This window comes from Vibrio sp. 1151_11 (genome assembly GCF_029478525.1).
In the GTDB taxonomy this organism is placed as follows: domain Bacteria; phylum Pseudomonadota; class Gammaproteobacteria; order Enterobacterales; family Vibrionaceae; genus Vibrio; species Vibrio anguillarum.
Window position 1 is genome coordinate 49,424 of record NZ_SHMN01000014.1, and the last position, 23,742, is coordinate 73,165.

Below are 23,742 nucleotides of genomic sequence, written 5' to 3' on the forward strand. Positions count from 1 at the left end.
ACCGTTTTTCAAGTGATAGATCCAGTCTGTTAGGGAGATTATGCCCAACCAGAAGGGTGTTTCTTACGGCGTGGGATAATGTGTGGCAAAATTAGTCCAAGTAGCAGACCAATACCCGCTACGCCGCCCCCGTAAGTAAAGTATTTAAGCAGTAGATCCTCTTTCTGAGTATCCAGCTTAGCGCGTAGTTCGCGAATTTCAGTTTGTGAATCAGTGAGCTGCTTGCTGATATCACTGTAGTTTTGTTCTAACTCTGAAATTTGTTGATTGCGAGCCTCTAATGAATTGGCCAATCCGGCTTTTTCACTGTCTGCATTTTGCTTTGCATTGGCCAATTTACTTTTCACTTCGGCCAGCTCACTCTCCAATTTCGGCAAACGCATCGCCATGCTTTCTTGGCGAGTGACAAAACGGCTTTCAACCCAACCCGTGCGGCCTTTCTCATCGGCAATCTGGCTATAACCAGTATCGTTATTAACATCAAGCAGCTTTACTTTGTCTCCTGCATCGATGCTACCGAGAATGCGAAATTGGTTACTTGGACCTGAATGAATATAAGTAAAGAGTTTGTCCGCAATATAGCGGTCTTGCGCAAACGTTGGCGCAGCCAACATGGTCAGTAAAACCATGCAGATCAGTTTTTTCACGATAAGTCCTTTAGCTATCAAATGAGGTATTAAAATGCTTTCGACAAATATTAAGAAGTTTCGTTGATTGGTGCAACAAAGAAGGGAGGCTAAGCCTCCCTTTCTGTGCGTTTGAGTCAATTAATGACATTGCACTTACAATCTATTGACTTATTGTATTAGCCAAATATTGCTTGCAGGGCATAGAAGAAAATGACCGCAAGTAAAGCGCCTGCTGGCAAGGTGACAATCCATGAAGCAACGATATTACGCACCACACCTAGATTCAATGCCGCAATTCCACGAGCAAAACCAACCCCTAATACCGCACCAACAAGTGTTTGTGTGGTTGAGATTGGAAGGCCAGTACCTGATGCCAATACGACCGTTGACGCTGTTGCCAACTGAGCGGCAAAGCCACGGCTTGGCGTCAGTTCAGTGATACCCGTACCGACCGTCGCCATCACTTTGTGACCAAGGGTAGCTAGGCCAACCACAATACCAAAACCACCCAGTGGCAAAATCCACCAAGCAATTGAGCTTTTAGCACTAACAGCACCCAAGCTTTCAACAGTTGAAACCACCGCAGACAGAGGACCAATCGCGTTAGCTACATCATTTGAACCATGCGCAAAAGCCATTGCACACGCAGTGATCACCATCAATACGCTAAAGATGCTCTCAACACCGGAAAACCCATGGTCTTCTTCGCGGTTGGCAAATTTTCTCTTGATGTAGTAGTAACCACCGACCATAACAAGGCCTGATAACGCCGCAGAACATAACCATGCTTCACCGGTGCTCAGGTGTAAGCCTATATGTTTAAGGCCTTTTTTGATGGTAACCAGTGCGATCACCATAGTGGTGATGAACATATAAATAGGAACAAAGCGTTTGGCATTCATCAGTGGATTTTCAGTATCGAAAATCAATCGTTGAGCACTGACGAAGATTAAGTAGGCGAACAAACCAGAAATGACTGGGGTGACAATCCAACTGCCTACGATGCCTTTTACTGAGGCCCAATCAACCGCTTCTGGGCCGACAGATATGCAGGCAAATCCGATAATTGCGCCGATGATAGAGTGAGTCGTTGATACAGGCCAACCCATGTATGAAGCCAACAATAACCATGTTCCGGCGGCGAGAAGTGCAGACATCATGCCATAAACAAGAACGTCGGGTTGGTGAGCGAAAAGTGCGGGTTCGATGACGCTGTTACGAATGGTTTCGGTTACTTCACCACCCGCTAAATATGCACCAGCGAATTCAAAAATCATCGCAATGATAATAGCTTGTTTTACGGTTAGCGCTTTTGAGCCTACTGAAGTTCCCATTGCATTAGCAACATCATTTGCACCAATACCAATCGCCATCATGAAGCCAAAAGCGGCTGCAACAAGAATCAGGACAGTGCCGTAGTTCGCAAGGATATCCATCGTAATACCTAGTCTTTTGATAACAAGCGGAGCATAACTGGACTCATTTTCTCGAAGCGAGTCAAAACCATCAGCGGAGAAAATAATCAACGCCTAAGCTGATGGATCAAGTTTTGCTCTTCGTTATTTGGTTAACTTACTGATTTAAGAGCGAGAAAGCATTAGTTCAAGACGAGCGCCAACGCGCTGAGCTTGATCGGCAATGCCGCCCACCCATTCTAGAATTTTGTACAAGAACATTACATCGATCGGATTCATTTTCGACTCAATAGCCATTAATTGTTGGCGGAGTCGAACCTGCATCGCATCGGTGTCATCTTCAATCACATCCAGTTGATTGATCATTTCCGCCACCAGTGTGACTTCACGACCTTTAAATCCTGTTTCCAATAACTCATCGAGCTCATTGATCACTTTTTGCGCTTGATTTGCTGCATCAAGGCAGCGTTTTACGTAGGCAATGAAGTTTTCTTGAAGAGGCTCTGGGATGATCAATTGACGGCCGTAGACACGGCCTGCAATATCTTTTGCAAGGTTGGCCAGTTTATCTTGCTGAGTTAACAGCTCTAGCATGTCAGTACGATCGACAGGCATAAATAAACCGCGTGGTAGTTTAAGACGAATTTCACGCTTGAGTACGTCCGCTTCTTTCTCTAAATGAGAAATTTGGGCTCGAATTTCACCTGCTTTCTCCCAGTCACCCTTTGAACAAACTTCAAAGAAATTGACTAAGTGAGAGCAACATTCATTCACACACACAACGTGGCGCTGCAAAGGCTTTATAGGGGACTTTGCAAATAACCCCATAATTGTATTTACTGGCATGGTCGTTCAACCTAAAAAATATAACCTTAAAATAACATATACCATTCATGGCGAAATGTTGAGCGATGGCTATAAAGGCGCGCATGTTAACCCATTAAATCTCTCATTAAAACTGTTTTAGATCATCATTCCGGTGATATTTGTTACTTGCCCCACTGTGCATTAGGCCATATTCTTTCGCTATCTGCTTTGAAAGGGTTAGTTATGGAAACCGAGATAGAACTGAAGTTTTTTGTTTCACCAGAATTTTCGGAAATTTTGCGCTACAAGATCTCTGAAATCAAAGTACTTCAGCACAGTTGTCGAGCGTTAGGGAACACTTACTTCGATACACCTGACAACTGGTTGCGTCAACACGACACAGGGCTTCGTATTCGTCGCTTTGATGATGTGTATGTTCAAACTGTTAAAACGGCGGGTCGAGTCGTTGCAGGGTTGCACCAAAGACCAGAATACAATGCTGAGCACAACAGCAATGAACCGAACTTGACGCTTCATCCGGAAGATATCTGGCCACAAGGTAAAGATATTACGACCTTACAATCTGAACTGATGCCTCTATTTTCGACCAACTTCACACGCGAGCAGTGGCTGATTGGCATGGCTGATGGCAGCCAAGTTGAAGTGGCTTTTGATCAAGGCTTTGTCGTTGCAGGTGAAAAACAAGAACCTATCTGCGAAGTGGAGCTGGAGTTGAAATCGGGGCAAACGGATGCTTTGTTTACGTTAGCTCGCCAGTTTTGTGAGCACGGTGGTATGCGTCTGGGTAACTTGAGTAAAGCGGCGCGAGGCTATCGTCTTGCGTCTGGTTATCAAGGTGATGAAGTTCACGCCTTAACCTTGGTCAATACAATCAGTACTGACAGCGTGGAAGAGTGTTTTATTCACTCGCTAGAGCATGCATTATCCCATTGGCATCACCATGAACAGATCTACACCGAGCGCGATTCAATTCCGGCGTTACATGAGATAAGCCACGCCACCAGTTTTTTACGCCAGATCTTGAGCATTTATGGCGGCATTGTGCCACGTCGCGCCAGCGCTATTTTACGTCAGGAATTAAAATGGTTGGAGCAAGAGTTATCGTGGTTAAAAACTCATGACTACCTAACAAACCTGCTTGAAGATAAAGGCCACGCACTGCGTAAACTGGACGCTCGTAAATTTATCATCGCCGAGTTAAAAGAGCAGCAAGAGGCACTACCTAATCGGGAAGAAAACTTAAAGCTGCTCAGTTCGGCGCGGTATACAGGGTTACTGCTTGATCTCAGTCGTTGGATTTTGAGCCGTGGATGGCAACCCTTCTTGGACGATAAAGCCAGAGAAAAAATGGCGCGTAACGTCGGTTCGTTTTCGGTGAAGCAGTTGGATCGCACATGGGCCGAGTTAATGGAAGCTTTTCCTCCTAAAGTTGAGCTAAGCCCTCAAGAGTATATTGATCAGCAGTATCGTTTAATGCGTAATCTCTACACTGGCATCGGTTTTGCGAGCCTTTATGATATTGAAGAACGCAAAAACTTCCGTCTCCCTTGGGCTGATTTACTGCAAGGAATAGATGATTTATTAATGCTCAAGCCGCTAGAGAATTTGATCGACAAGTTGCAAGAAGACGAACAAGAACAACTCAAGCGATGGCTGATTCGCCAACAAAACTCCATTGTTCATGCGATGGAGCAGACGCGACAAATTGGCATTGAAGCCGAGCCTTATTGGCGTAAAAGTCGCTAATCAACATGGCTCACAGCCAAAATGAAAAAGAGATACTGCGGTGTCTCTTTTTTATATCTCTGCTCATTTAGTTTCATTAATTGCAATTAATTTGTGGATGAGATCAAATCTCCAACAGGTTGCACAACGAAACGACTACAGTTCAAAAAATCAGGGTCGATAGAAACCAAACAGGTATCATGATTGACAGGGATGAACAACAAGCCTGAGATCACAAATAATGCCATGAGTGAGTGGATCAGCAACAATAAACACATTGGATTTGTCTCATCTTTGATATCATCTTTTTTCATACGAAGCTCAAAATAAATAGCTTTTTTAGTTTTTGAGTTTGCTTACTTACCGAAATTTCAACATATAAGACATAGTGGAGAACTGACAATGGCAACAATGGCATTTAAGCCATGGGAACGTTTGATTACCGATATTCGTCTCGTTCCTAAAATGGTTATGCTGATGGTGTTTAGTACAGTATTGATCATCGCAAAGCAGCTTTGGGATGCTCGTACTTTTTACGAATCACTGCTTGCAGCAACTCAGAATACCGAAATCGCTCAGCAACACTATGATGCTTATTTGACTCAAGTAGTATGGCAAACGGCATTCATGATCATCGTTTTTGTTGTGCTTTTACTCGCCGCAGCCAAAGTCATGCTACGCCAAACACAATATTTAAGTGATTCAATTAAGTTGATGGCAAGTCGTGATCTTTCCACACCGATTAATATGGAATGTAAAGATGAGTACGGCGACGTTGCGCGAGAGCTTGAGAAAACCCGCCGCCAGTTGCAAGACGTCATTAAGATGCAAGTAGATGCCTCACAAGAGCTTTCGTCACTTACTGAAGTCATGACCATCAGCATGTCAGAAACCAAAGATTCGGCTCAAGAAGAGTTTAACGAAATTGACCAATTGGCCACCGCCATGAGTGAAATGACATCCACGGTGCAAACGGTCGCAGAGCATGCACAAAATGCATCAGCACTAACCGAGCAAGCGTCAGGTCAAGCAGAAACTGGTCAGCGTTTTGTTAAAGGCACCATCACTAAGATGAGTGAGCTATCGAAGGATATCGCGGCATCAGCGCAAGCCGTCAACCAAGTTGAAGAACGAGTTGTTGCGATTGGCAGTGTTGTTGGAACCATCCAAAGTATTTCCGAGCAAACCAACCTACTCGCGCTCAATGCTGCCATTGAAGCGGCTCGGGCTGGTGAAGCTGGGCGTGGTTTTGCGGTGGTGGCCGATGAAGTGCGTAACTTAGCGCAGCGCACCCAAAAAGCGACGATTGAGATCCAAGAGATGATTTCTCAATTACAAAATAGTGCCAATTCAGCTGTTGATTTAATGGAAAAAAGTGTAGTTGAAGCGGCTGAAGGAGTTGAGCTGGTTACCAATGCGGGCACTGAATTAGATGGTATTGTGAATCAAGTGCAACGGATCAATGACATGAATATCCAAATCGCAACGGCCGCTGGGCAGCAAACTAGCGTGGCTCAGGAAATGGACCAAAATCTAACCAATGTGAGGGAGCTTGTTGAAGCCTCAGTAACAGTGGTTGGTGAGTTGCTTGAAACATCAGAGATCATGCAAAGCAACGCCGAAGAGTTAGATCGGAAAATTACGATGTTCAAAGTCTAACTCTGTAGAAATTCGATCCTTCAATCAACGCCCACAATTCTTGTTGTTGGGCGTTTTTTATTGATATAAGTTTGCTATAAATAGCCTTCTAGCGACTGCATTGGTCTCAATTCACAAGGATGTCTCATGTTACTGCCTTCATCACTTCACGCTTTTGCGCACACAACCTATCAACATTTGCTAGAGCAACAACCGAGCATTGCACAGTGGTCCGAGCCATTGAAAAAACAGCTGTTGTATGTGGTCGGGATGAGCCAGTTTATCAATGAAGCATTATTGCGAGATGAACGGTTGTGTATGCAATTACCGGAAATGTTGGCGGGAGAGTCAAGGCTAGAGCATTACCGAGACGATCTCGCTATACAGCTAGAAGAGTGCAAAGATGAAATGTCAGGGCATCGTATTTTGCGTCAGTTTCGTAACCGTGAAATGGTGTGCATCGCTTGGCGAGATTTCACCGCCAGTTGGACATTAGAAGAGAGCCTTGCACATCTTTCAGCACTGGCGGAAGCACTCATTTTTGAGACTTACCAGTGGCAGTACGCTGTTTGCTGCTTCGAGTGGGGAACGCCAACTAACGACCAAGGTGAAGCACAACCTATGCTGATCATCGGCATGGGCAAGTTAGGTGGCGGTGAGTTGAACTTCTCATCGGATATCGACCTCATTTTTACTTATCCTGAAAACGGTGAAACACAAGGCGCTCGCCGCAGCATCGCGAATGCGCAATTTTTTACCCGTTTAGGCCAGCGAATCATTAAAGCGTTGGATCAACATACCTTTGACGGTTTTTGCTACCGAGTTGATATGCGTTTGCGTCCTTTTGGTGAAAGTGGCCCACTGGTGATGAGCTATGCGGCGCTCGAAGATTATTACCAAGAGCAAGGGCGTGATTGGGAGCGTTATGCGATGATCAAAGCTCGAGTAATGGGGCGGGAAATGTATCCGCAGTACCAAGAGCTGCGTCAAATGCTGCGACCATTTGTGTTCCGCCGCTACATCGATTTTAGCGCCATTCAATCTCTGCGCCGTATGAAATCGATGATCAGCAGCGAAGTGAGACGTCGAGGGCTGCATAACAACATCAAATTAGGCGCAGGCGGGATCCGCGAAATTGAATTCATCGCACAAGTATTTCAGTTAATTCGTGGTGGACGAGAACCCAGTTTACGTCAGCGTGGACTATTAGAAACACTGGTTGCAATAGAAGAACTTGCCCTGCTCAAACCGCAAGAAGTGACCGATTTACGACAAGCTTATCTGTTTTTACGTCGCCTTGAGAACCTATTGCAAGCGATGGCCGACAAGCAGACGCAAACCTTGCCAGACAATGAACTGGATCAACTTCGCTTAGCTGTTGCAATGCAATGCACTGACTGGGTAACGCTGTTTCACGAAACGCATCAACACATGACCAAAGTACATCAAGTATTTGCAACTCTGATTGGCGATGATGAAGAAGAAGATGACCACTGCGTTGCTAAACATTTTCACGAACTGTGGGATATGGCGCACAAGCCAGATGTACTTGAAACGATTTTTCAACAAGAGCTTACCTGTGATGATCCTGCCGGCATGGCGCATGTATTGATCCAATTTAAAGAGGATTTGGCGAAAAAAACGCTGGGCCCACGCGGACGAGATGTATTAAACCGGTTGATGCCAAAACTGTTCCAAGCGATTTTCATTCACCCAGATGCACAGTTTGGCTTACCTCGTGTGCTGCATTTGATGTACAAAATTGTGACTCGAACCACTTACCTTGAGCTGCTAGATGAACACCCTGCGGCATTGACGCAACTGGTGCGTTTATGTACCGCAAGCCCGATGATTTCGGAACAGCTTAGTCGTTACCCCATTTTACTCGATGAACTTATCGACCCGCAGCATCTCTATAATCCAATGGAGTTGTCTGCTTATAAAACTGAACTGCGTGATTTTCTTGCTCGTATTCCCGAAGAGGATATGGAGCAGCAAATGGAAGGGTTACGCCAATTTAAACAGATCTGCATTTTGCGTATTGCTGCTGCTGATATTGCCGGTGCGTTGCCTGTGATGAAAGTGAGCGATCACTTAACCTACCTTGCTGAAGCCATCGTTGAAGTCGTGATCAACCAAGCTTGGCAGCAAGTCAGTGCAAAATACGGCCAACCCACTCATTTAAAAGAGAGGAATGGTAAAGGGTTTGCAGTCGTTGGCTATGGCAAAGTGGGGGGCTGGGAGTTGGGCTACAATTCCGATCTTGATATCGTGTTTCTCCATGACTGCCCAGTGGATTGTTACACCGATGGCGCAAAAGAGATTGATGGCCGTCAGTTTTATTTGCGCTTAGCCCAGCGCGTGATCCACATTTTTGCCACTCGTACCGCCTCTGGTATTTTGTATGAAGTTGATACTCGTTTGCGCCCGTCTGGAGCGTCCGGTTTGTTAGTTAGCCCCGCTGAAGCGTTTGATGAATACCAGCGCAATGAAGCGTGGACGTGGGAACACCAAGCCTTAGTTCGAGCTCGAATGATTTATGGTGATGAGCCACTGCAACAGGCTTTCCATCGCACCCGCCATCAGATTTTGTCATTGGCAAGAGATGAAACCAAGCTCAAGCAGGATGTCGTCGCGATGCGGATAAAAATGCGCGATCATTTGGGGGGAAAGAAAAGTGGCCGTTTTATGCTTAAACAAGATGCTGGTGGCATCACTGATATTGAGTTTTTAGCTCAATATCTAGTGCTGCGTTTTAGCCATGAAAAGCCCAAATTGACGTTTTGGTCAGACAACGTACGCATTTTTGAGTCACTGCTGAACCAAGGTGTTATGGAGGAAGAACAAGCGCTGGCTCTCACCGATGCCTATACTTCGATGCGCAATCAGATCCATCATCGAAACTTGCTTAACTTGGATGCGGATGTTGACGAAAGTAAGTTTGTTGACCTGCGAAAACGAGTCACAAACGCTTGGCAGCAGTGGCTAGGTTGAGTGTTTTAGAGAGTCAATGAGCTGTGTTACACTCAGCGCAATAACAAAAATTGGAGATCCACAATGAAACCAATCCTACCTGACTACAATGATGCAGGTGTATTGATTATTGGCGATGTGATGCTTGATCGCTACTGGTATGGTCCAACCGGTCGCATCTCACCAGAAGCCCCCGTTCCTGTAGTAAAAGTAGAGAATAGCGAAGAACGTCCAGGCGGCGCGGCAAACGTTGCAATGAACATTGCTTCGCTGGGCGGCCATGCGCACATTGTTGGTTTAACTGGCGTGGATGAGCCAGCGAAGGTTCTGACTGAAACGTTAACAGCCTTGAAAGTGAGTTGTGATTTTGTTGCTCTGCCAAATTATCCAACCATTACAAAATTACGCGTGCTAAGCCGAGGCCAGCAACTGATCCGTTTGGATTTCGAAGATAAGTTTGAGAACACCGATCCAGAACTGATTTTATCTCGCATGGAGCTGGCGTTACCGAAAGTGAAAGCGGTGATCTTGTCCGATTACGCTAAAGGTGCATTAGAGCATGTGCAGCAATTGATCCAAAAAGCACGTGCAGCCAACGTTCCCGTTTTTATCGATCCTAAAGGAGCCGATTTCGAACGTTATCGTGGCGCAACATTGCTCACACCTAACATGTCTGAATTTGAACAGGTCGTAGGCAAAGTAAAAACAGAGCAAGAGCTAGTAGAAAAAGGCTTTGCCTTGATTGAACAGTTTGATCTTGGCGCACTCTTGGTGACTCGCAGCGAACATGGCATGACACTGTTACAACGCAATCAGAAGCCATTCCATTTACCAACATTAGCCAAAGAAGTGTATGACGTAACGGGCGCGGGAGATACGGTGATTTCAGTGTTGGCGGCATCAGTTGCAGCAGGTAAACCACTTGATGAAGCGTGTGCATTAGCCAATGCGGCGGCGGGTGTTGTGGTTGGTAAACTGGGCACGTCAACCGTATCAACCATTGAACTAGCGGAAGCGGTTCACGGTAGCAAAGATACTGATTATGGTGTCATCAGTGAACAAGCCTTAATTGATGCGGTAAAAGTGGCTCAAGCTCAGGGCGAAAAGGTGGTGATGACCAATGGTTGCTTTGATATTTTGCATGCAGGGCATGTTTCTTATCTTAACCACGCAGCCAAATTGGGCGATCGCCTGATTGTCGCGGTCAACACGGATGAGTCGGTTAAGCGTTTAAAAGGCCCAGGTCGCCCAGTCAATACAACGGATCGCCGCATGGCGGTACTGGCTGCATTGGGCGCTGTCGATTGGGTGGTTCCTTTTTCTGAAGATACGCCACAGCGTTTGATTGCAGCTGTACTACCTAACTTATTGGTGAAAGGTGGTGACTATAAACCTGAAGATATCGCCGGTGGTGAAGAAGTGATTGCGGCGGGTGGAGAAGTCAAAGTGTTGAACTTTGAAGATGGTTGCTCAACCACAGAAATTATTGAAGCGATTAAAGGCGGCAGAGGCTAACATCGCGCCGTATCCTTTGGCATTTTGTATAAAATGAGCCAATCACGACAAAAAAGCCGCTGAAAATTCAGCGGCTTTTACTTTTTTAGCTGTCTGCTTTTAAGCCAGCGTTGATATCTAAAATATCTTGCTCGCTCAATGTGCCTACCGCTTGACGCAATTGCAGTACGCTCAGTACATAGTCATAACGTGCGTTAGAGAGATTTTTATTCGCATCGTAGAGACGGCGCGTTGAATCAAGCACATCAACAATAGTTCGCGTACCGACATCAAACCCTGCTTCGGTCGCTTCCAGTGCTGATTTCGCTGAAATAACTGACTGCTCATAAGCACGTAAAGCGCCAATAGAGGCATTGATGTTGTTGTTAAATGCGCGTACATCTTTCACAACGCTGCGATACGTTTTTTCTAAATCTTGGCTTGCAGCAACGTACGCAAATTCAGCTTGTTTGGTTTGCGAAGTGGTTTTTCCACCAGTGTACAATGGCACCGCAAGGTTTATACCGACATTAAAATCGTTATAATCCCCTTTAGAGCCGCTGTTATTATTACTTTCATCGCCGTACTTGTAGCCGCCATCAAGAGTCAGTGAGGGTAAGTGCCCTGAACTTGCTAATGAAATATTATCTTTCGCGACATCTTGAGCAATACGAGCGGTCAGCAAAGAGAGATTTTTCTGTTGGGCTTCTTCAAGCAGAGCATCAATCGGCTGCGTTGTTTTGCTGGCTGAAAAACGATTAGTATCCAACACACTTAAATCAGAATGTTCTTGGCCGGTAATTTCACGCAAGGTTTCATAACTATTGGTGAGGCTATTTTTTGCCAAAACTTCATCAGCAAGTACGCCATCGTATTGCGCTTGTGCATCATGCACGTCAGTAATCGCAGAAAGACCGACTTCAAAACGTTGTTTCGTTTGCTCTAATTGACGAGCCACTGCCGCTTTTTCTGCACGGACAAATGCCAAGTTATCTTTGGCGCGAAGCACTTCAAAATAGGCTTGTGCAACGCGTAAAATCAGACCTTGCTGGGTGGCCGCATAGGCAGAATCCGCTTTGCGTGCATTCTTTTCTGCCGTGTCTAAAGAAACCCAACTTGAACGTTGATAAAGCTGCTGAGAGAAACTGATGCCTGCTGTGAGCTTATCACTTTCGCGTGCATCAATATCACTGCGGTTGATATTGTAACCAGCGGTCAGGTTGATTTGTGGTAACAGATCGCCACGGCTAGATGTGACCGCTTCAAATGCAGCATCACGTTGAGCTGCAGAGCTCAGTAACTGAGGATCATTTTCTTTGGCTTGATTATAGATTTCAGTAAGAGTATCCGCCCATACTGAAGAACTCAGGCTGCCTAATGCTGCGCTGATGAATAGTGGAAGCAGTTTTTTCATTGGTCCTATTCCCTGCCTTAATATGTAAGAAGGTTACTTTTAAGGAGTTTAACTTAAATTGGTGGTAATTCACTCGAAACTTTGCACTTTTTTACACATAACTGTCCATCTGTGCAATAAAATTCGATGCTCGTTTAAAAATAAATATAAAATTTATATAAAAAGTTGAGCAATATCCTTGGTGATGGATGAATTCCATGATTAAACTATGAGATTCACTGAGCGAGGTTTTAAATGCAGCAGTCTGACAAACAGTACAACATTTTTACGCCCCAAGATGTGGACGTCATTTCAAAAGAAACACTGTTCCAAGGTTTTTTCCGCATGGTGAAATACCGCTTTAAACACAAGTTGTTTGAAGGTGGATGGAGTGAGGAGATTGAAAGAGAAATGTTTGAAAGAGGTCATGCTGCGGCTATGCTTCCTTATGATCCTGCGCGTGATGAAGTCGTGATTATAGAGCAAATTCGAGTTGGAGCACTAGAGCACGCCCATCCTTGGCAACTGGAGATTGTTGCTGGAGTCATCGACCCTAATGAAACGTCCGAGCAGGTTATTCGTCGAGAGGCGATGGAAGAGGCGGGAATTGAAGTGAACCGAATCGAAAAAATTAGCTCTTATTATCCATCATCTGGGGGATGCTCTGAATTACTCGACGTCTTTGTTGGTGAAATCGATGCAACGCAAGCTAAAGGCGTACATGGGCTGGACTATGAAGGTGAAGACATCAACGTTCATGTCATGAGCCGTGAAGAGGCTTACCGCTTAGTGAAAAATGGCCAAATTGAGAATGGTGCCTCAATTATCGCTTTACAATGGTTAGAGCTAAACTATCAACAGTTACAATTGCAATGGCAGAATTAGCATTGAAAAAACCGTATCACGTTGATTTATCGGAACTAATGCGTGTGTACGAAACTAACTACGCGAAATTGAACGCTTTGTTACCCAGTCAGCCGAGCGTAGGTGACTTACGCTGTTATCAGGCTGCTCAAATGACCTATCAATTACAAGTGCTAGAGGTCACAAAGTACACAACTTTAGTGGAGATTTGTCAGAGTGATGACGTTTCAGTATTTCCATTACCGTCGATGTCTGTCAGGCTTTACCACGATGCACGTGTTTCCGAAGTGTGTGCAAGTGCGCGGATAAATCAGATCAAAGCTCGCTATGATTACCCGAATGAACAAATGATGCAAAAAGATGAGAAAGCGCAAATCAATCGCTTTTTAGGCGATTGGCTTACTTTCTGTTTAAAGCACGGGATTAGCCGAGCTCCAATTTAGTCTTCGTCGTAGATGAAAATTAGTCATTCAATTTGGATTAATAAATTTTGAACGTGTCGCCAACTCTAGACAATTCAGACAGCATCAAGCTGCTACAAATTACCGATACGCATCTGTTTGCGCCGGATGATGGCAGCCTGTTGAGTGTTAATACGGTAGATAGCTTTCATGCTGTTGTGGCAGAGATCTGCGCACAACATGCTGAATTTGATGCAATTCTGGCTACGGGCGACATCTCGCAAGATCATAGTGCTGAGTCTTATCTTCGTTTCTCTCGTGGTATTTCTTCATTAGAAAAAACTTGTTTTTGGCTTCCCGGTAATCACGACTTTAAACCCAATATGGGCGCCGTATTCCCGTCAGAGCAGATTCAACAGTCGGAGCATGTATTACTCGGTGAGCACTGGCAGATGGTGATGCTCGATTCTCAAGTTGTGGGCGTACCGCATGGACGGCTGAGCGATCAACAATTGGCTTTACTTGACGAAAAATTATCGACGCACCATCAGCGACACACTTTGATTGTGCTGCATCATCATCCTCTATTGGTGGGGAGCGCCTGGCTCGATCAACATAGCCTTAAAGACAGCGATGCTTTTTGGAATATCGTCACGCAACATCGCAATGTGAAAGCTGTCTTGTGTGGTCATGTTCATCAAAATATGGATAAACTCCATCACGGTGTCCGAGTGATGGCCACTCCCTCGACCTGTGTACAATTTAAGCCCAATTCAGATGATTTTGCTTTGGATCGTACTTCCCCAGGATGGCGTGAATTGACGCTATCTGCTGATGGTCAAATAGAAACTCAAGTCAAACGTTTAGCTAACGGCGCATTCCAACCGGATTTTAACGCTAATGGATACTGAGATGCCTACACGTCAACCTATGCTGCTTTATATTCACGGTTTTAATAGCTCGCCGCTGTCGCACAAAGCACAAGTGATGGTGAAGTATTGCCAAATGCAGCGTCCTGATATCAAAGTGATGGTGCCTAAGTTACCCAGTTTTCCCGCGCAAGCTGCGGAATATCTACTTGATCTTATTCATCAACATCAAGATCAATATCGTATTGCGCTGGTGGGGAGTTCATTAGGCGGGTATTTGTCTATTTGGTTAAACCATTTGTTTGGTTTTCGTGCCGTGGTGATAAACCCAGCAATCAAACCGTATGAATTATTGGTCAATTTTTTAGGCGAACAAGTCAACCCCTACACGCAAGAGCACTATCGGCTAGAGGCGAAACATATTGAAGAGCTCAAAGCATTAGAGGTTAAAATTAATGACGTCACGTCATTTTGGTTGTTGCAACAAATGGGCGATGAAGTCTTAGATTACCGTCAAGCCGTCGCTAAATTGACGGGAGCAAAACAGACGGTTGAATTTGGCGGCGATCATAGTTTTGTTAACTTTGAGCGATATCCGCGACAAATCATCGAATTCCTAGATCTCTGACCGATTCATTGAGGGGAGAGTCATAATTTTACCTGTAACTTACTTATCTCGCTTGACATAAGCAAGGCTCTTCCAGACTATGTCCTATCTATACTTTTGCAGTTTGTAATGCTGAAAAAATCAGCGTTGTTGTCGTTAATTAATCACAAGCACATCATTGATAAACTGTCGAAAAAGTAACGAATCATTTATCTATAAAAGCATTCCGTATTATGACTGAACAATATAATGCTGGGGCCATTGAAGTTCTTAATGGTTTAGAACCAGTACGTCGCCGACCTGGGATGTATACGGACACCGCGCGACCTAACCATTTAGGCCAAGAAGTTATCGATAACAGTGTCGATGAAGCGCTAGCCGGATATGCCTCCAAGGTACAAGTTATTCTCCACGCAGATCAATCACTTGAAGTGATCGATGATGGGCGTGGTATGCCTGTTGATATTCACCCTGAAGAGAAAATATCAGGCGTTGAGCTTATCTTCTGTAAATTGCATGCGGGTGGTAAGTTTTCAAACAAAAGCTACCAGTTCTCCGGTGGTTTACATGGGGTAGGTATTTCCGTAGTGAATGCCCTATCCAAGCGTGTGGAAGTGACCGTTCGCCGTGATGGGCAAATATATGAAATGGCGTTTGAGCACGGTAATAAAGTCGAGGAATTGACGGTGACTGGCACCTGTGGTCGTCGCAATAAAGGGACGAGTGTCCACTTTTGGCCCGATACCAGCTACTTTGATTCGCCTAACTTTTCAGTGACTCGCCTAATCAATAATTTGCGCGCTAAAGCGGTACTTTGCCCGGGGCTCGAGATCACCTTTAGTGATAAGGTTAACAATCTTGAGCACCGTTGGTACTACGAAGACGGCCTAAAAGATTATCTCGCAGAAGGCGTAAAGGGTTACACCTTATTGCCCGAAGAGCCATTTACGGGTGAGTTTGTCGCTGAAACTGAAGCGGCCAACTGGGCAGTGATTTGGCTACCTGAAGGTGGTGAGATGATCACTGAAAGCTATGTTAACTTAATCCCTACCGCACAAGGTGGTACGCACGTTAACGGCTTACGCCAAGGGTTGCTCGATGCGATGCGTGAATTCTGTGAATTCCGCAACCTGTTGCCGCGTGGCGTTAAGTTAACTGGTGAAGATGTCTTTGACCGCTGTTCTTATGTGTTGTCGGTTAAGATGCAAGACCCACAGTTTGCAGGGCAAACCAAAGAGCGCCTTTCTTCACGTCAAACCGCGGCTTTTGTTTCAGGTGTAATAAAAGACTCCTTTAGTTTATGGCTGAATGAAAAACCACAACTCGCTGAATTACTTGCCGAAGTGTGCATAGCCAATGCGCATCGCCGCATGCGAGCCAGCAAAAAAGTGGTACGGAAAAAAATCGCATCAGGCCCCGCGCTCCCCGGTAAATTGACCGACTGTTCAGTGCAAGACCTGAGCCGCACGGAAATCTTCTTTGTCGAAGGGGATTCAGCAGGCGGCAGTGCTAAGCAAGCGCGCGATCGTGAATTTCAAGCGGTTATGCCACTGCGTGGGAAAATTTTAAATACGTGGGAAGTGTCGGCAGACCAAGTGCTGGCTTCACAAGAAGTGCATGATATCTCTGTTGCGCTTGGGATTGATCCTGATAACGACGATCTCGATGGATTGCGTTACGGTAAAATCTGCATTCTCGCAGATGCGGACTCTGATGGTTTACATATTGCCACCTTGCTTTGTGCCTTATTTACCAAACATTTCCGAGCATTAGTCAAAGCGGGTCATATTTTTGTTGCGATGCCTCCTTTGTATCGGATCGACTGCGGTAAAGAGGTCTTTTATGCACTCGATGATGCTGAAAAAGAGGGCATTTTAGAGCGACTTAGCCAGAAAAAAGCCAAAATCAACGTCCAGCGATTTAAAGGTTTGGGTGAAATGAATCCGCTTCAATTGCGTGAAACAACGATGGATCCAAACACGCGCCGCTTGGTGCAACTGACCATTGATGATGCTGAAGCAACGGATGAGATGATGGACATGTTGCTAGGTAAAAAGCGTGCAGATGACCGCCGCGCATGGTTGCAACGTTATGGCGATATGGCAGAGGTGCAATAAATGTCAACTGAAATAACCTTTGATGGTGTTGAGAAACTGCCGCTGCGTAAGTTCACTGAAGACGCCTATCTCAATTATTCGATGTACGTCATCATGGACCGCGCACTGCCTTATATTGGCGATGGTTTAAAACCGGTACAGCGACGTATTATTTATGCGATGTCGGAGCTTGGACTCTCGGCGTCAGCCAAGTACAAAAAATCAGCGCGTACCGTTGGTGACGTGCTCGGTAAATACCACCCGCACGGTGATTCGGCCTGTTACGAAGCGATGGTATTAATGGCACAACCCTTTTCTTACCGCTATCCACTGGTGGATGGTCAAGGTAACTGGGGTGCTCCGGACGATCCAAAATCCTTCGCGGCGATGCGTTATACCGAAGCGAAACTGTCTAAATTCGCTGAAGTTTTACTGGGTGAGCTTGGACAAGGCAACGTTGATTGGCAGCCTAACTTTGATGGCACAATGCAAGAACCCCAAATGCTGCCGGCGCGTTTACCTCATATTTTGCTCAATGGCGTCACGGGAATTGCGGTGGGCATGGCGACCGATATTCCGCCACATAATGTGCGTGAAATTGCCGATGCGACGATTCACCTGATCGATAACCCGGAAGCGCAACTGCATGATGTGATGCAGTACGTGCAAGGGCCAGATTATCCGACCGAAGCGGAAATTATTTCACCTAGAATTGAAATTGAGAAAATATATCGCTCAGGTCGCGGCAGTATCAAAATGCGCGCGGTTTGGCATAAAGAGGGGAGTGATGTTGTGATCACAGCATTACCTCATCAAGTCTCAGGCGCTAAATTGCTCGAACAAATCGCTAACCAAATGCGCGCGAAGAAATTGCCAATGGTTGAAGATTTACGCGATGAATCGGATCACGAGAACCCTACGCGTATTGTTATTGTGCCGCGTTCTAACCGCGTAGATTGTGACTTGTTGATGAGCCACTTGTTCGCATCAACCGATCTAGAGAAAAGCTTCCGTGTTAACTTGAACATGATTGGCTTAAACAATCGTCCTGAAGTGAAAGGTTTAGTGACCATTCTTTCTGAGTGGATTGAGTTTCGTCGCACCACGGTTCGCCGCCGTTTACAGTACCGTCTTGATAAAGTCATGGCGCGTTTGCACATCTTGGAAGGTTTGCTCATTGCTTATCTGAATATTGATGAAGTGATTGAAATCATTCGTACTGAAGATGAACCGAAAGCGGTACTGATGGCCCGTTTTGGTATTAGTGCTATTCAAGCCGATGCGATTTTAGATACCAAACTTCGCCACTTAGCCAAACTTGAAGAGATGAAGATTCGTGGTGAGCAAGATGAGCTTGCTAAAGAGCGCGAAAAATTAGAGCAGTTGCTTGGTTCTGAGCGTCGCTTGAACACATTGTTGAAGAAAGAGATCAAAGCAGATGCTGAGAAGTATGGTGATGATCGCCGTTCACCACTGATTGAGCGTGCTGAATCTAAAGCCTTGACTGAGCGTGACCTTGTGCCAAGTGAAGCGATCACCGTTGTGCTTTCGGAAAAAGGCTGGGTACGTCATGCCAAAGGGCATGATGTGGATTGCCAAAGTTTGAGCTATAAATCCGGCGATCAGTATTTGGCTCATGCTTGTGGTAAGAGCAATCAACAGGTCGTATTCTTGGGTAGCGATGGTCGAAGTTATTCGCTTGAAGCCCACTCGCTACCTTCGGCGCGCAGCCAAGGTGAGCCGATTACGGGTCGTCTCAACATCACAGAGGGCTCGTCTATTCGCCAAGTAGTGATGGGGGAAGAGGATCAACTCTGGTTGGTGGGCTCGGATGCCGGTTATGGTTTTGTGTGTAAAGGTGGTGAACTACTGTCGAAAAACCGTAGTGGTAAAGCCTTAGTTAATTTGCCTGAGAACTCAGAGGTAATGACGCCGCAGGCCATCGGTAATTTGGAGTCTGATGACATTTTAGCGATCACGAATCAGGGTCGAATGTTGCTATTCCCAATCAAAGATTTACCACAGCTAACCAAAGGCAAAGGCAACAAAATAATCAATATTCCTGCGGCTAAGTCCAAAGAGCGTGAAGAGTTTGTGTCACACTTAATCTCCTTGCCTCAAGGAGCGGCTATTACGCTCTATGCTGGCAAACGCAAACTTGGTTTGAAAGCCAGCGATCTAGAAAACTTCCGTGGTGAGCGTGGACGTCGAGGTAGCTTGCTGCCGAGAGGGTTACAACGTGTTACTGCGATTGAGATTGAATCAGAACTTAGTGATTCAGATCTTGAGCAAGAGTAAAAATCTATAAATAAAAGCCCCCTTCGTCAGTTGGGGGCTTTTTTATGTCTCTTTGTTTTTGGTGGCTTAGTTTTATTCGCGTAGGTCTTCAACAATTGTCACGGGAAGTGTCATCTCTTCACCTTTACGTAAGATGAGCACATCGACAACGGTACCTGGGCGCAAGTCAGTGACAATTTCCATCACACTCTTGCGACCATTAATTTTTTTACCGCCAATTTTTAGAATAATGTCCCGCTCTTTAAAACCAGCCGTTTCCGCAGGGCCATTGGGGTCAATGCCCAACACAACTATACCGCCAATATGTTCACTGCCAAGTAAGCGAGATGTTACTGGAGTAATATCTTGCCCATCAATACCGATATAGCCGCGAATCACGCGTCCATCAGCAATGATTTTTTCCATAATGGTATTGGCTAATTTGTAGGGAATCGCGAATGATATACCATCGGTTTTCATTTCAGTTGCTTGTTGAAACGAAGCCGTATTAATACCTACGAGCTCTCCTTGAGTGTTGACCAAAGCTCCACCTGAATTGCCTTCATTAATGGCCGCATCAGTTTGGATGAAAGCTTGACGTCCATCGGTACTGACTGATGAACGTTCAGTGGCAGAAATGATACCAAAAGTAGTGGTTTGTCCAAGGTTGTATGGATTGCCAATGGCCAGTACCACATCGCCAACTTTCACCGAGTAATTGGGATTTTGTGGAATAACGGGAAGGTTCGTTCCTTCGATTCGCAAAATTGCGATATCCGTGCGTCGATCTTTGCCTACTAATTGCGCGGCTGCGAGACGGCCATCTTGTAAGGCCGCTACGATTTGGTCGGCTTGGGCTACTACGTGATAGTTCGTAATGATGTACCCTTTCTCGCTCACAATCACACCAGAGCCTAACCCTTGAATCGACAGTTTACTGCGATCGCTTTCGGTGTATTTTTGGTTGTAAATATTGACTACAGCAGGTGCGGCGCGGCGAACGGCTTGGTTAAACGAAATTTGCAAAGAGAGCGCATTGGGAGACTCTTCGGCCGCGATTTGCGGGAGAACATTTGAACGTAGCGAGGGAACCGCTAGTAAAATAACAATAGCAGCGAGAAGCCCAAGCCCCACTGAACGAAGTAAAAAGTTAAGCATATCTTCCCCAAACAAAACCCGCTATATACTCAGCTTATTTTACACCTGAGCTTGAGAGAGGAAGAATAGCACTACATGATTGAATAAGAAAAGGGCAGCATTTAAATGCTGCCCTGATCACTCGACAAGAGATTCTCACTAATTAGCGAATAACCAAGTAAATAGTTCTATCACCTCGTTGGATATTCAGCGCAAGTATGCTCGGCTTTTTCTCCAAAATTTCGCGTAATTGTGCGAGGTTTTTCACTCGTTGGCGGTTAACACCAATGATGATGTCCTCTTTTTGTAGTTGATACGCTTCTGCCGCTGACCCTTTCTCTATAGCAGTCACTTTAACGCCAGCGATTGGGTCTTGATCCGTCGTATTGGTCAGTGCCGCACCAGTCAACCCCGAGTGCAGTTGCTCTGCTTTAGTTGTGGTGTTGTTTTCACTCAAGGTTACGTCGAAGGTTTTGCTTTTACCATCGCGGATAACATCGATTGTGATTTTTTTACCTGCACCTAATGTTGCCACTTTGGCTCTTAATTCATTGAAGGTAGAAACGTTTTTTCCATTAATAGCTGTGATGACATCACCCGCTTTGATCCCTGCTTTATCGGCGGCGCTATCTTTAATAACTTGGCTAACAAACGCCCCTTTACTTGACTCATAGCCTAGCGCTTCAGCCAGTTCAGAAGTTATTTCACCCCCTTGAACACCGAGCAAGCCACGTTTTACCTCACCAAATTCTAAGATCTGTTCGGTCAAGTTTTTCATCATATTTGATGGTATTGCAAAACCGATCCCAACGTTGCCACCATTCGGCCCAAGAATCGCGGTATTAATCCCAATCAATTCACCATTGAGATTGACTAAGGCACCACCAGAGTTGCCACTGTTAATCGCGGCATCGGTCTGAATAAAGTTCTCAAAGTTTTCAAGATTAAGTCCACTTCGTCCTAGCGCAGAAACAATGCCGGAAGTCACCGTTTGACCAAGACCAAACGGGTTCCCGATCGCGACCGTGAAATCACCTACACGCAGTTTGTCTGAATCCGCGATACGAATTTGGGTTAAATTTTTTGCTTTTTTTAGTTTGATCAGCGCGACATCGGACATTTTATCGCCACCGACGAGCTCCGCATCGTATTCTCGGCCGTCGTATAATTTGACGCGAATCTTATCAGCGCCATCGATGACGTGATAATTAGTCACAACATAACCTTTGTCTGCGTCAGTAATGACACCAGAGCCTAATGCTCTAAATGGCCGCTCTTGCGATTGGTCGATTGGGAAGTCAGGACCAAAGAAAAATCGAAACTGCTCGGGTAAACGTTGATGGGAGACTTGAGTTCCCTCAACTGAGATACTCACAACCGCAGGTGTCACTTGCTCTAGCATCGGTGCTAGGCTCGGCAATGGCTCACCACTGACAGAAAAGGGTAGCGCTGCCATTGCGGGTAGTGGGGTGATGATTGAACTTAAACTTAACGATAGAGCGGTTAAAAGAAGTAAAGGTTTTTTCATCATAAGCTCCTTTGGAATAACTGTGTTCGAAGTTTAATATTTGTACGAAAGACAAAACTTCAACACTCTCGTGAGGTTTATGACTCAAAAACCTTTATAAAGTTCATGAATTCAGATTAAACGGCTTTCACCTTAACCACGTCTGCAGAATGAATGATCTCTTTTTTGGGGGTATTAAAAAGCCCTGTTGCGCCATTGGCATAATCTTTCGGTGGCTGTTCCAAAATGTCATCGTTGCTTTTATCTGTATCATTATGCAGAGCGATTTTTTTGATAAATGGGTTATCTTGCTCTGGCATATTCGGCAGAATTTCGGACGATGTTTTGGCCATGTGTTGATACAGTTTTGTATAATCTTTACCTAGTGTATCGAGTATTTCTGCCGCTTGAGCAAAATGATCCGACAATTCTTGGCGTTGTTGTTCCAAACTAAATTTCGCGTTATCTAATTCTTTTTGTAGAGACTTTTGGTTTTTATATTGAGGCGTAGTCAATCGTGAAATGACCATTCCCAACACGGCCCCTACTAGCAAGCCTACAATGGCATATATCCAAGGCATAACAGCTCCTTATTGTTGTTATTTAACATGTTTTTTACCTGTTGGTTACACACGTCGCTTGGACATGTTACTATGACTGCTCTAGCCAATAAAGCGAAATACACGAAATAGCAGTTTCCATTTTCTTTAGTGCAGTAGGCGGTCATGACACCAAAACAGCGATATGAACACGATGTAAAAAAACTCGGTTTTCAACGAGACTCTGCCCAAGAAAGCGCCGTCGATGCGCTGGATTTACTCTACCATCAGTTTCAGGATTATCTTAACCAACCAGTTAAGCCCTCCGCGGTTTGGACTAAATGGCTTGGCCGCCAACCTAAACAGCCTAACTTACCTAAAGGGCTCTATTTTTGGGGCGGTGTCGGGCGAGGAAAAACCTATCTAATGGATACGTTTTTTGAGGCTCTGCCAACCACTCGCAAAATGCGAGTGCATTTCCACCGTTTTATGTACCGAGTTCATGATGAGTTGAAGGCGCTGGCTGGAGTTGAAGAGCCTTTAGAAAAGGTTGCCGATATTTTTAAGTCTGAAACGGAAATTATCTGTTTTGATGAATTTTTTGTATCAGATATTACCGATGCGATGATTTTGGGCACCTTGTTTCAAGCACTGTTTAAGCGCGGCATTATCTTAGTGGCGACATCGAACATTCCACCGCACGACTTATACCGTAACGGCTTACAGCGAGCACGCTTTCTCCCTGCAATTGCTTTGATTGAATCACACTGTCATGTGTTGAACGTCGATAGTGGCATTGATTATCGCTTAAGAACATTAGAGCAAGCGGAAATTTACCACTATCCATTGGATGAAGCAGCAAGCTACAATTTACAACATTACTATCGGCAATTGGTTGGTGACGAGAAAAAAGAAGCACGCAGTGAGATTGAAATCAATCATCGCACCCTCTCTGTTGTAAAGGCTAGTGATGGTATTTTACATGCGACATTTGAACAGTTATGTCAAACGGCAAGAAGCCAAAACGATTACATTGAGTTGTCCAAAATTTACCATACAGTACTGCTGGCTGATGTGAAGCAAATGAATCGCGCCATCGATGATGCAGCGCGGCGTTTTATTGCGTTGATTGATGAATTTTATGAACGACATGTAAAAGTAATTATCTCAGCCGAAGTGGCGCTGGACGATCTGTATCTGCATGGGCAACTTGAGTTTGAATTCAAACGTTGTCAGTCGCGGTTAATTGAAATGCAAAGTCATGAGTATTTATCAAGGGAACATCTGGCCTAGCTCAATCCGAACACTTTTAAAGCAAAATAAAAAATTCGTGATTTTGTTCAAAAAGAG

Annotated in this window: 19 protein-coding genes; 11 read left to right on the top strand and 8 right to left on the bottom strand. The window is 45.1% G+C overall.

Going from position 1 to position 23,742, the window contains the following annotated elements:
• Positions 1-38 precede the first annotated feature (38 nt).
• The 3 genes from EXZ60_RS11565 to EXZ60_RS11575 form a co-directional block, all read right to left on the bottom strand.
• Positions 39-647 (bottom strand): TIGR04211 family SH3 domain-containing protein, encoded by a 609-nt coding sequence (locus tag EXZ60_RS11565; protein WP_026029138.1) that lies wholly within the window; start codon positions 645-647, stop codon positions 39-41.
• A gap of 158 nt (positions 648-805) precedes the next feature.
• Entirely contained in the window at positions 806-2,065 is a 1,260-nt protein-coding gene (locus tag EXZ60_RS11570; protein WP_026027278.1) for an inorganic phosphate transporter, read from the bottom strand.
• A 144-nt stretch (positions 2,066-2,209) separates the two neighbouring features.
• Positions 2,210-2,890 carry a TIGR00153 family protein gene (locus EXZ60_RS11575; protein WP_013856047.1) on the bottom strand — a complete coding sequence of 227 codons (681 nt, stop codon included), beginning with the start codon at positions 2,888-2,890 and terminating at the stop codon, positions 2,210-2,212.
• A gap of 204 nt (positions 2,891-3,094) precedes the next feature.
• Here EXZ60_RS11575 and EXZ60_RS11580 point away from each other — a divergent pair, with 204 nt between their 5' ends.
• A complete protein-coding gene (locus EXZ60_RS11580) occupies positions 3,095-4,618 on the top strand; it encodes an inorganic triphosphatase (protein WP_026027277.1) in 1,524 nt (507 codons plus the stop codon).
• Positions 4,619-4,704: 86 nt separating this feature from the next.
• Here EXZ60_RS11580 and EXZ60_RS11585 read toward each other — a convergent pair whose 3' ends face one another.
• Complete coding sequence (locus EXZ60_RS11585; protein WP_277435732.1) at positions 4,705-4,911, bottom strand: hypothetical protein; 207 nt, start codon at positions 4,909-4,911, stop codon at positions 4,705-4,707.
• An 88-nt stretch (positions 4,912-4,999) separates the two neighbouring features.
• Here EXZ60_RS11585 and EXZ60_RS11590 point away from each other — a divergent pair, with 88 nt between their 5' ends.
• The 3 genes from EXZ60_RS11590 to hldE all read left to right on the top strand — a co-directional run bounded on the left by EXZ60_RS11590 (position 5,000) and on the right by hldE (position 10,723).
• Positions 5,000-6,256: a methyl-accepting chemotaxis protein gene (locus EXZ60_RS11590; protein WP_013856051.1), complete on the top strand. Its 1,257-nt coding sequence runs from the start codon at positions 5,000-5,002 to the stop codon at positions 6,254-6,256.
• Between the two features lie 126 nt (positions 6,257-6,382).
• Positions 6,383-9,229 (top strand): bifunctional [glutamate--ammonia ligase]-adenylyl-L-tyrosine phosphorylase/[glutamate--ammonia-ligase] adenylyltransferase, encoded by a 2,847-nt coding sequence (glnE, locus tag EXZ60_RS11595; protein WP_277435733.1) that lies wholly within the window; start codon positions 6,383-6,385, stop codon positions 9,227-9,229.
• Between the two features lie 63 nt (positions 9,230-9,292).
• Positions 9,293-10,723 carry a bifunctional D-glycero-beta-D-manno-heptose-7-phosphate kinase/D-glycero-beta-D-manno-heptose 1-phosphate adenylyltransferase HldE gene (gene hldE / locus EXZ60_RS11600; protein WP_013856054.1) on the top strand — a complete coding sequence of 477 codons (1,431 nt, stop codon included), beginning with the start codon at positions 9,293-9,295 and terminating at the stop codon, positions 10,721-10,723.
• Between the two features lie 85 nt (positions 10,724-10,808).
• On the opposite strand, the gene tolC is transcribed toward hldE, so the two are convergent.
• Positions 10,809-12,116 carry an outer membrane channel protein TolC gene (tolC, locus tag EXZ60_RS11605; protein ID WP_017046499.1) on the bottom strand — a complete coding sequence of 436 codons (1,308 nt, stop codon included), beginning with the start codon at positions 12,114-12,116 and terminating at the stop codon, positions 10,809-10,811.
• Between the two features lie 234 nt (positions 12,117-12,350).
• Between tolC and nudF the strand changes: the two genes are divergently transcribed.
• The 6 genes from nudF to parC all read left to right on the top strand — a co-directional run bounded on the left by nudF (position 12,351) and on the right by parC (position 19,230).
• The gene (gene nudF / locus EXZ60_RS11610) at positions 12,351-12,980 is read left to right on the top strand and encodes an ADP-ribose diphosphatase (RefSeq protein WP_088721289.1); all 630 of its coding nucleotides are present in this window, start codon (positions 12,351-12,353) and stop codon (positions 12,978-12,980) included.
• Positions 12,968-13,402, top strand: a complete 435-nt coding sequence (locus EXZ60_RS11615; RefSeq protein WP_017042669.1) for a DUF1249 family protein — start codon at positions 12,968-12,970, stop codon at positions 13,400-13,402. Before nudF ends, EXZ60_RS11615 begins: the two co-directional genes overlap by 13 nt.
• A 47-nt stretch (positions 13,403-13,449) precedes the next feature.
• A complete protein-coding gene (cpdA, locus tag EXZ60_RS11620; RefSeq protein WP_064625880.1) occupies positions 13,450-14,271 on the top strand; it encodes a 3',5'-cyclic-AMP phosphodiesterase in 822 nt (273 codons plus the stop codon).
• Positions 14,261-14,857 carry an esterase YqiA gene (gene yqiA / locus EXZ60_RS11625; protein ID WP_017042667.1) on the top strand — a complete coding sequence of 199 codons (597 nt, stop codon included), beginning with the start codon at positions 14,261-14,263 and terminating at the stop codon, positions 14,855-14,857. Before cpdA ends, yqiA begins: the two co-directional genes overlap by 11 nt.
• Before the next feature lie 212 nt (positions 14,858-15,069).
• Positions 15,070-16,953, top strand: coding sequence for a DNA topoisomerase IV subunit B (parE, locus tag EXZ60_RS11630; protein ID WP_017042666.1), 1,884 nt, complete (start codon positions 15,070-15,072; stop codon positions 16,951-16,953).
• On the top strand, positions 16,954-19,230 hold the full coding sequence (gene parC / locus EXZ60_RS11635) for a DNA topoisomerase IV subunit A (RefSeq protein ID WP_017042665.1): 2,277 nt from the start codon (positions 16,954-16,956) through the stop codon (positions 19,228-19,230).
• A gap of 72 nt (positions 19,231-19,302) precedes the next feature.
• Here parC and degS read toward each other — a convergent pair whose 3' ends face one another.
• From degS to zapG, 3 genes are all read right to left on the bottom strand, one after another.
• Positions 19,303-20,367: an outer membrane-stress sensor serine endopeptidase DegS gene (gene degS / locus EXZ60_RS11640; protein WP_026027947.1), complete on the bottom strand. Its 1,065-nt coding sequence runs from the start codon at positions 20,365-20,367 to the stop codon at positions 19,303-19,305.
• A gap of 142 nt (positions 20,368-20,509) precedes the next feature.
• Positions 20,510-21,874 carry a Do family serine endopeptidase gene (locus tag EXZ60_RS11645; RefSeq protein ID WP_088721287.1) on the bottom strand — a complete coding sequence of 455 codons (1,365 nt, stop codon included), beginning with the start codon at positions 21,872-21,874 and terminating at the stop codon, positions 20,510-20,512.
• Between the two features lie 116 nt (positions 21,875-21,990).
• Positions 21,991-22,434: a Z-ring associated protein ZapG gene (gene zapG, locus EXZ60_RS11650; RefSeq protein ID WP_013856064.1), complete on the bottom strand. Its 444-nt coding sequence runs from the start codon at positions 22,432-22,434 to the stop codon at positions 21,991-21,993.
• Between the two features lie 144 nt (positions 22,435-22,578).
• On the opposite strand from zapG, the gene zapE reads away from it, so the two are divergent.
• On the top strand, positions 22,579-23,685 hold the full coding sequence (zapE, locus tag EXZ60_RS11655) for a cell division protein ZapE (RefSeq protein ID WP_194662624.1): 1,107 nt from the start codon (positions 22,579-22,581) through the stop codon (positions 23,683-23,685).
• Positions 23,686-23,742: the final 57 nt, after the last annotated feature.

What these genes read in the sequence shown, in the direction of transcription:
- EXZ60_RS11575 (WP_013856047.1), bottom strand. Translation starts at nt 2,890, where the DNA reads ATGCCAGTAAATACAATTATGGGGTTATTTGCAAAGTCCCCTATAAAG.
- EXZ60_RS11590 (WP_013856051.1), top strand. Translation starts at nt 5,000, where the DNA reads ATGGCAACAATGGCATTTAAGCCATGGGAACGTTTGATTACCGATATT.
- zapG (WP_013856064.1), bottom strand. Translation starts at nt 22,434, where the DNA reads ATGCCTTGGATATATGCCATTGTAGGCTTGCTAGTAGGGGCCGTGTTG.
- zapE (WP_194662624.1), top strand. Translation starts at nt 22,579, where the DNA reads ATGACACCAAAACAGCGATATGAACACGATGTAAAAAAACTCGGTTTT.
- EXZ60_RS11615 (WP_017042669.1), top strand. Translation starts at nt 12,968, where the DNA reads ATGGCAGAATTAGCATTGAAAAAACCGTATCACGTTGATTTATCGGAA.
- EXZ60_RS11645 (WP_088721287.1), bottom strand. Translation starts at nt 21,874, where the DNA reads ATGAAAAAACCTTTACTTCTTTTAACCGCTCTATCGTTAAGTTTAAGT.
- hldE (WP_013856054.1), top strand. Translation starts at nt 9,293, where the DNA reads ATGAAACCAATCCTACCTGACTACAATGATGCAGGTGTATTGATTATT.
- degS (WP_026027947.1), bottom strand. Translation starts at nt 20,367, where the DNA reads ATGCTTAACTTTTTACTTCGTTCAGTGGGGCTTGGGCTTCTCGCTGCT.
- tolC (WP_017046499.1), bottom strand. Translation starts at nt 12,116, where the DNA reads ATGAAAAAACTGCTTCCACTATTCATCAGCGCAGCATTAGGCAGCCTG.
- nudF (WP_088721289.1), top strand. Translation starts at nt 12,351, where the DNA reads ATGCAGCAGTCTGACAAACAGTACAACATTTTTACGCCCCAAGATGTG.
- EXZ60_RS11585 (WP_277435732.1), bottom strand. Translation starts at nt 4,911, where the DNA reads ATGAAAAAAGATGATATCAAAGATGAGACAAATCCAATGTGTTTATTG.
- glnE (WP_277435733.1), top strand. Translation starts at nt 6,383, where the DNA reads ATGTTACTGCCTTCATCACTTCACGCTTTTGCGCACACAACCTATCAA.
- yqiA (WP_017042667.1), top strand. Translation starts at nt 14,261, where the DNA reads ATGGATACTGAGATGCCTACACGTCAACCTATGCTGCTTTATATTCAC.
- parE (WP_017042666.1), top strand. Translation starts at nt 15,070, where the DNA reads ATGACTGAACAATATAATGCTGGGGCCATTGAAGTTCTTAATGGTTTA.
- parC (WP_017042665.1), top strand. Translation starts at nt 16,954, where the DNA reads ATGTCAACTGAAATAACCTTTGATGGTGTTGAGAAACTGCCGCTGCGT.
- EXZ60_RS11580 (WP_026027277.1), top strand. Translation starts at nt 3,095, where the DNA reads ATGGAAACCGAGATAGAACTGAAGTTTTTTGTTTCACCAGAATTTTCG.
- EXZ60_RS11570 (WP_026027278.1), bottom strand. Translation starts at nt 2,065, where the DNA reads ATGGATATCCTTGCGAACTACGGCACTGTCCTGATTCTTGTTGCAGCC.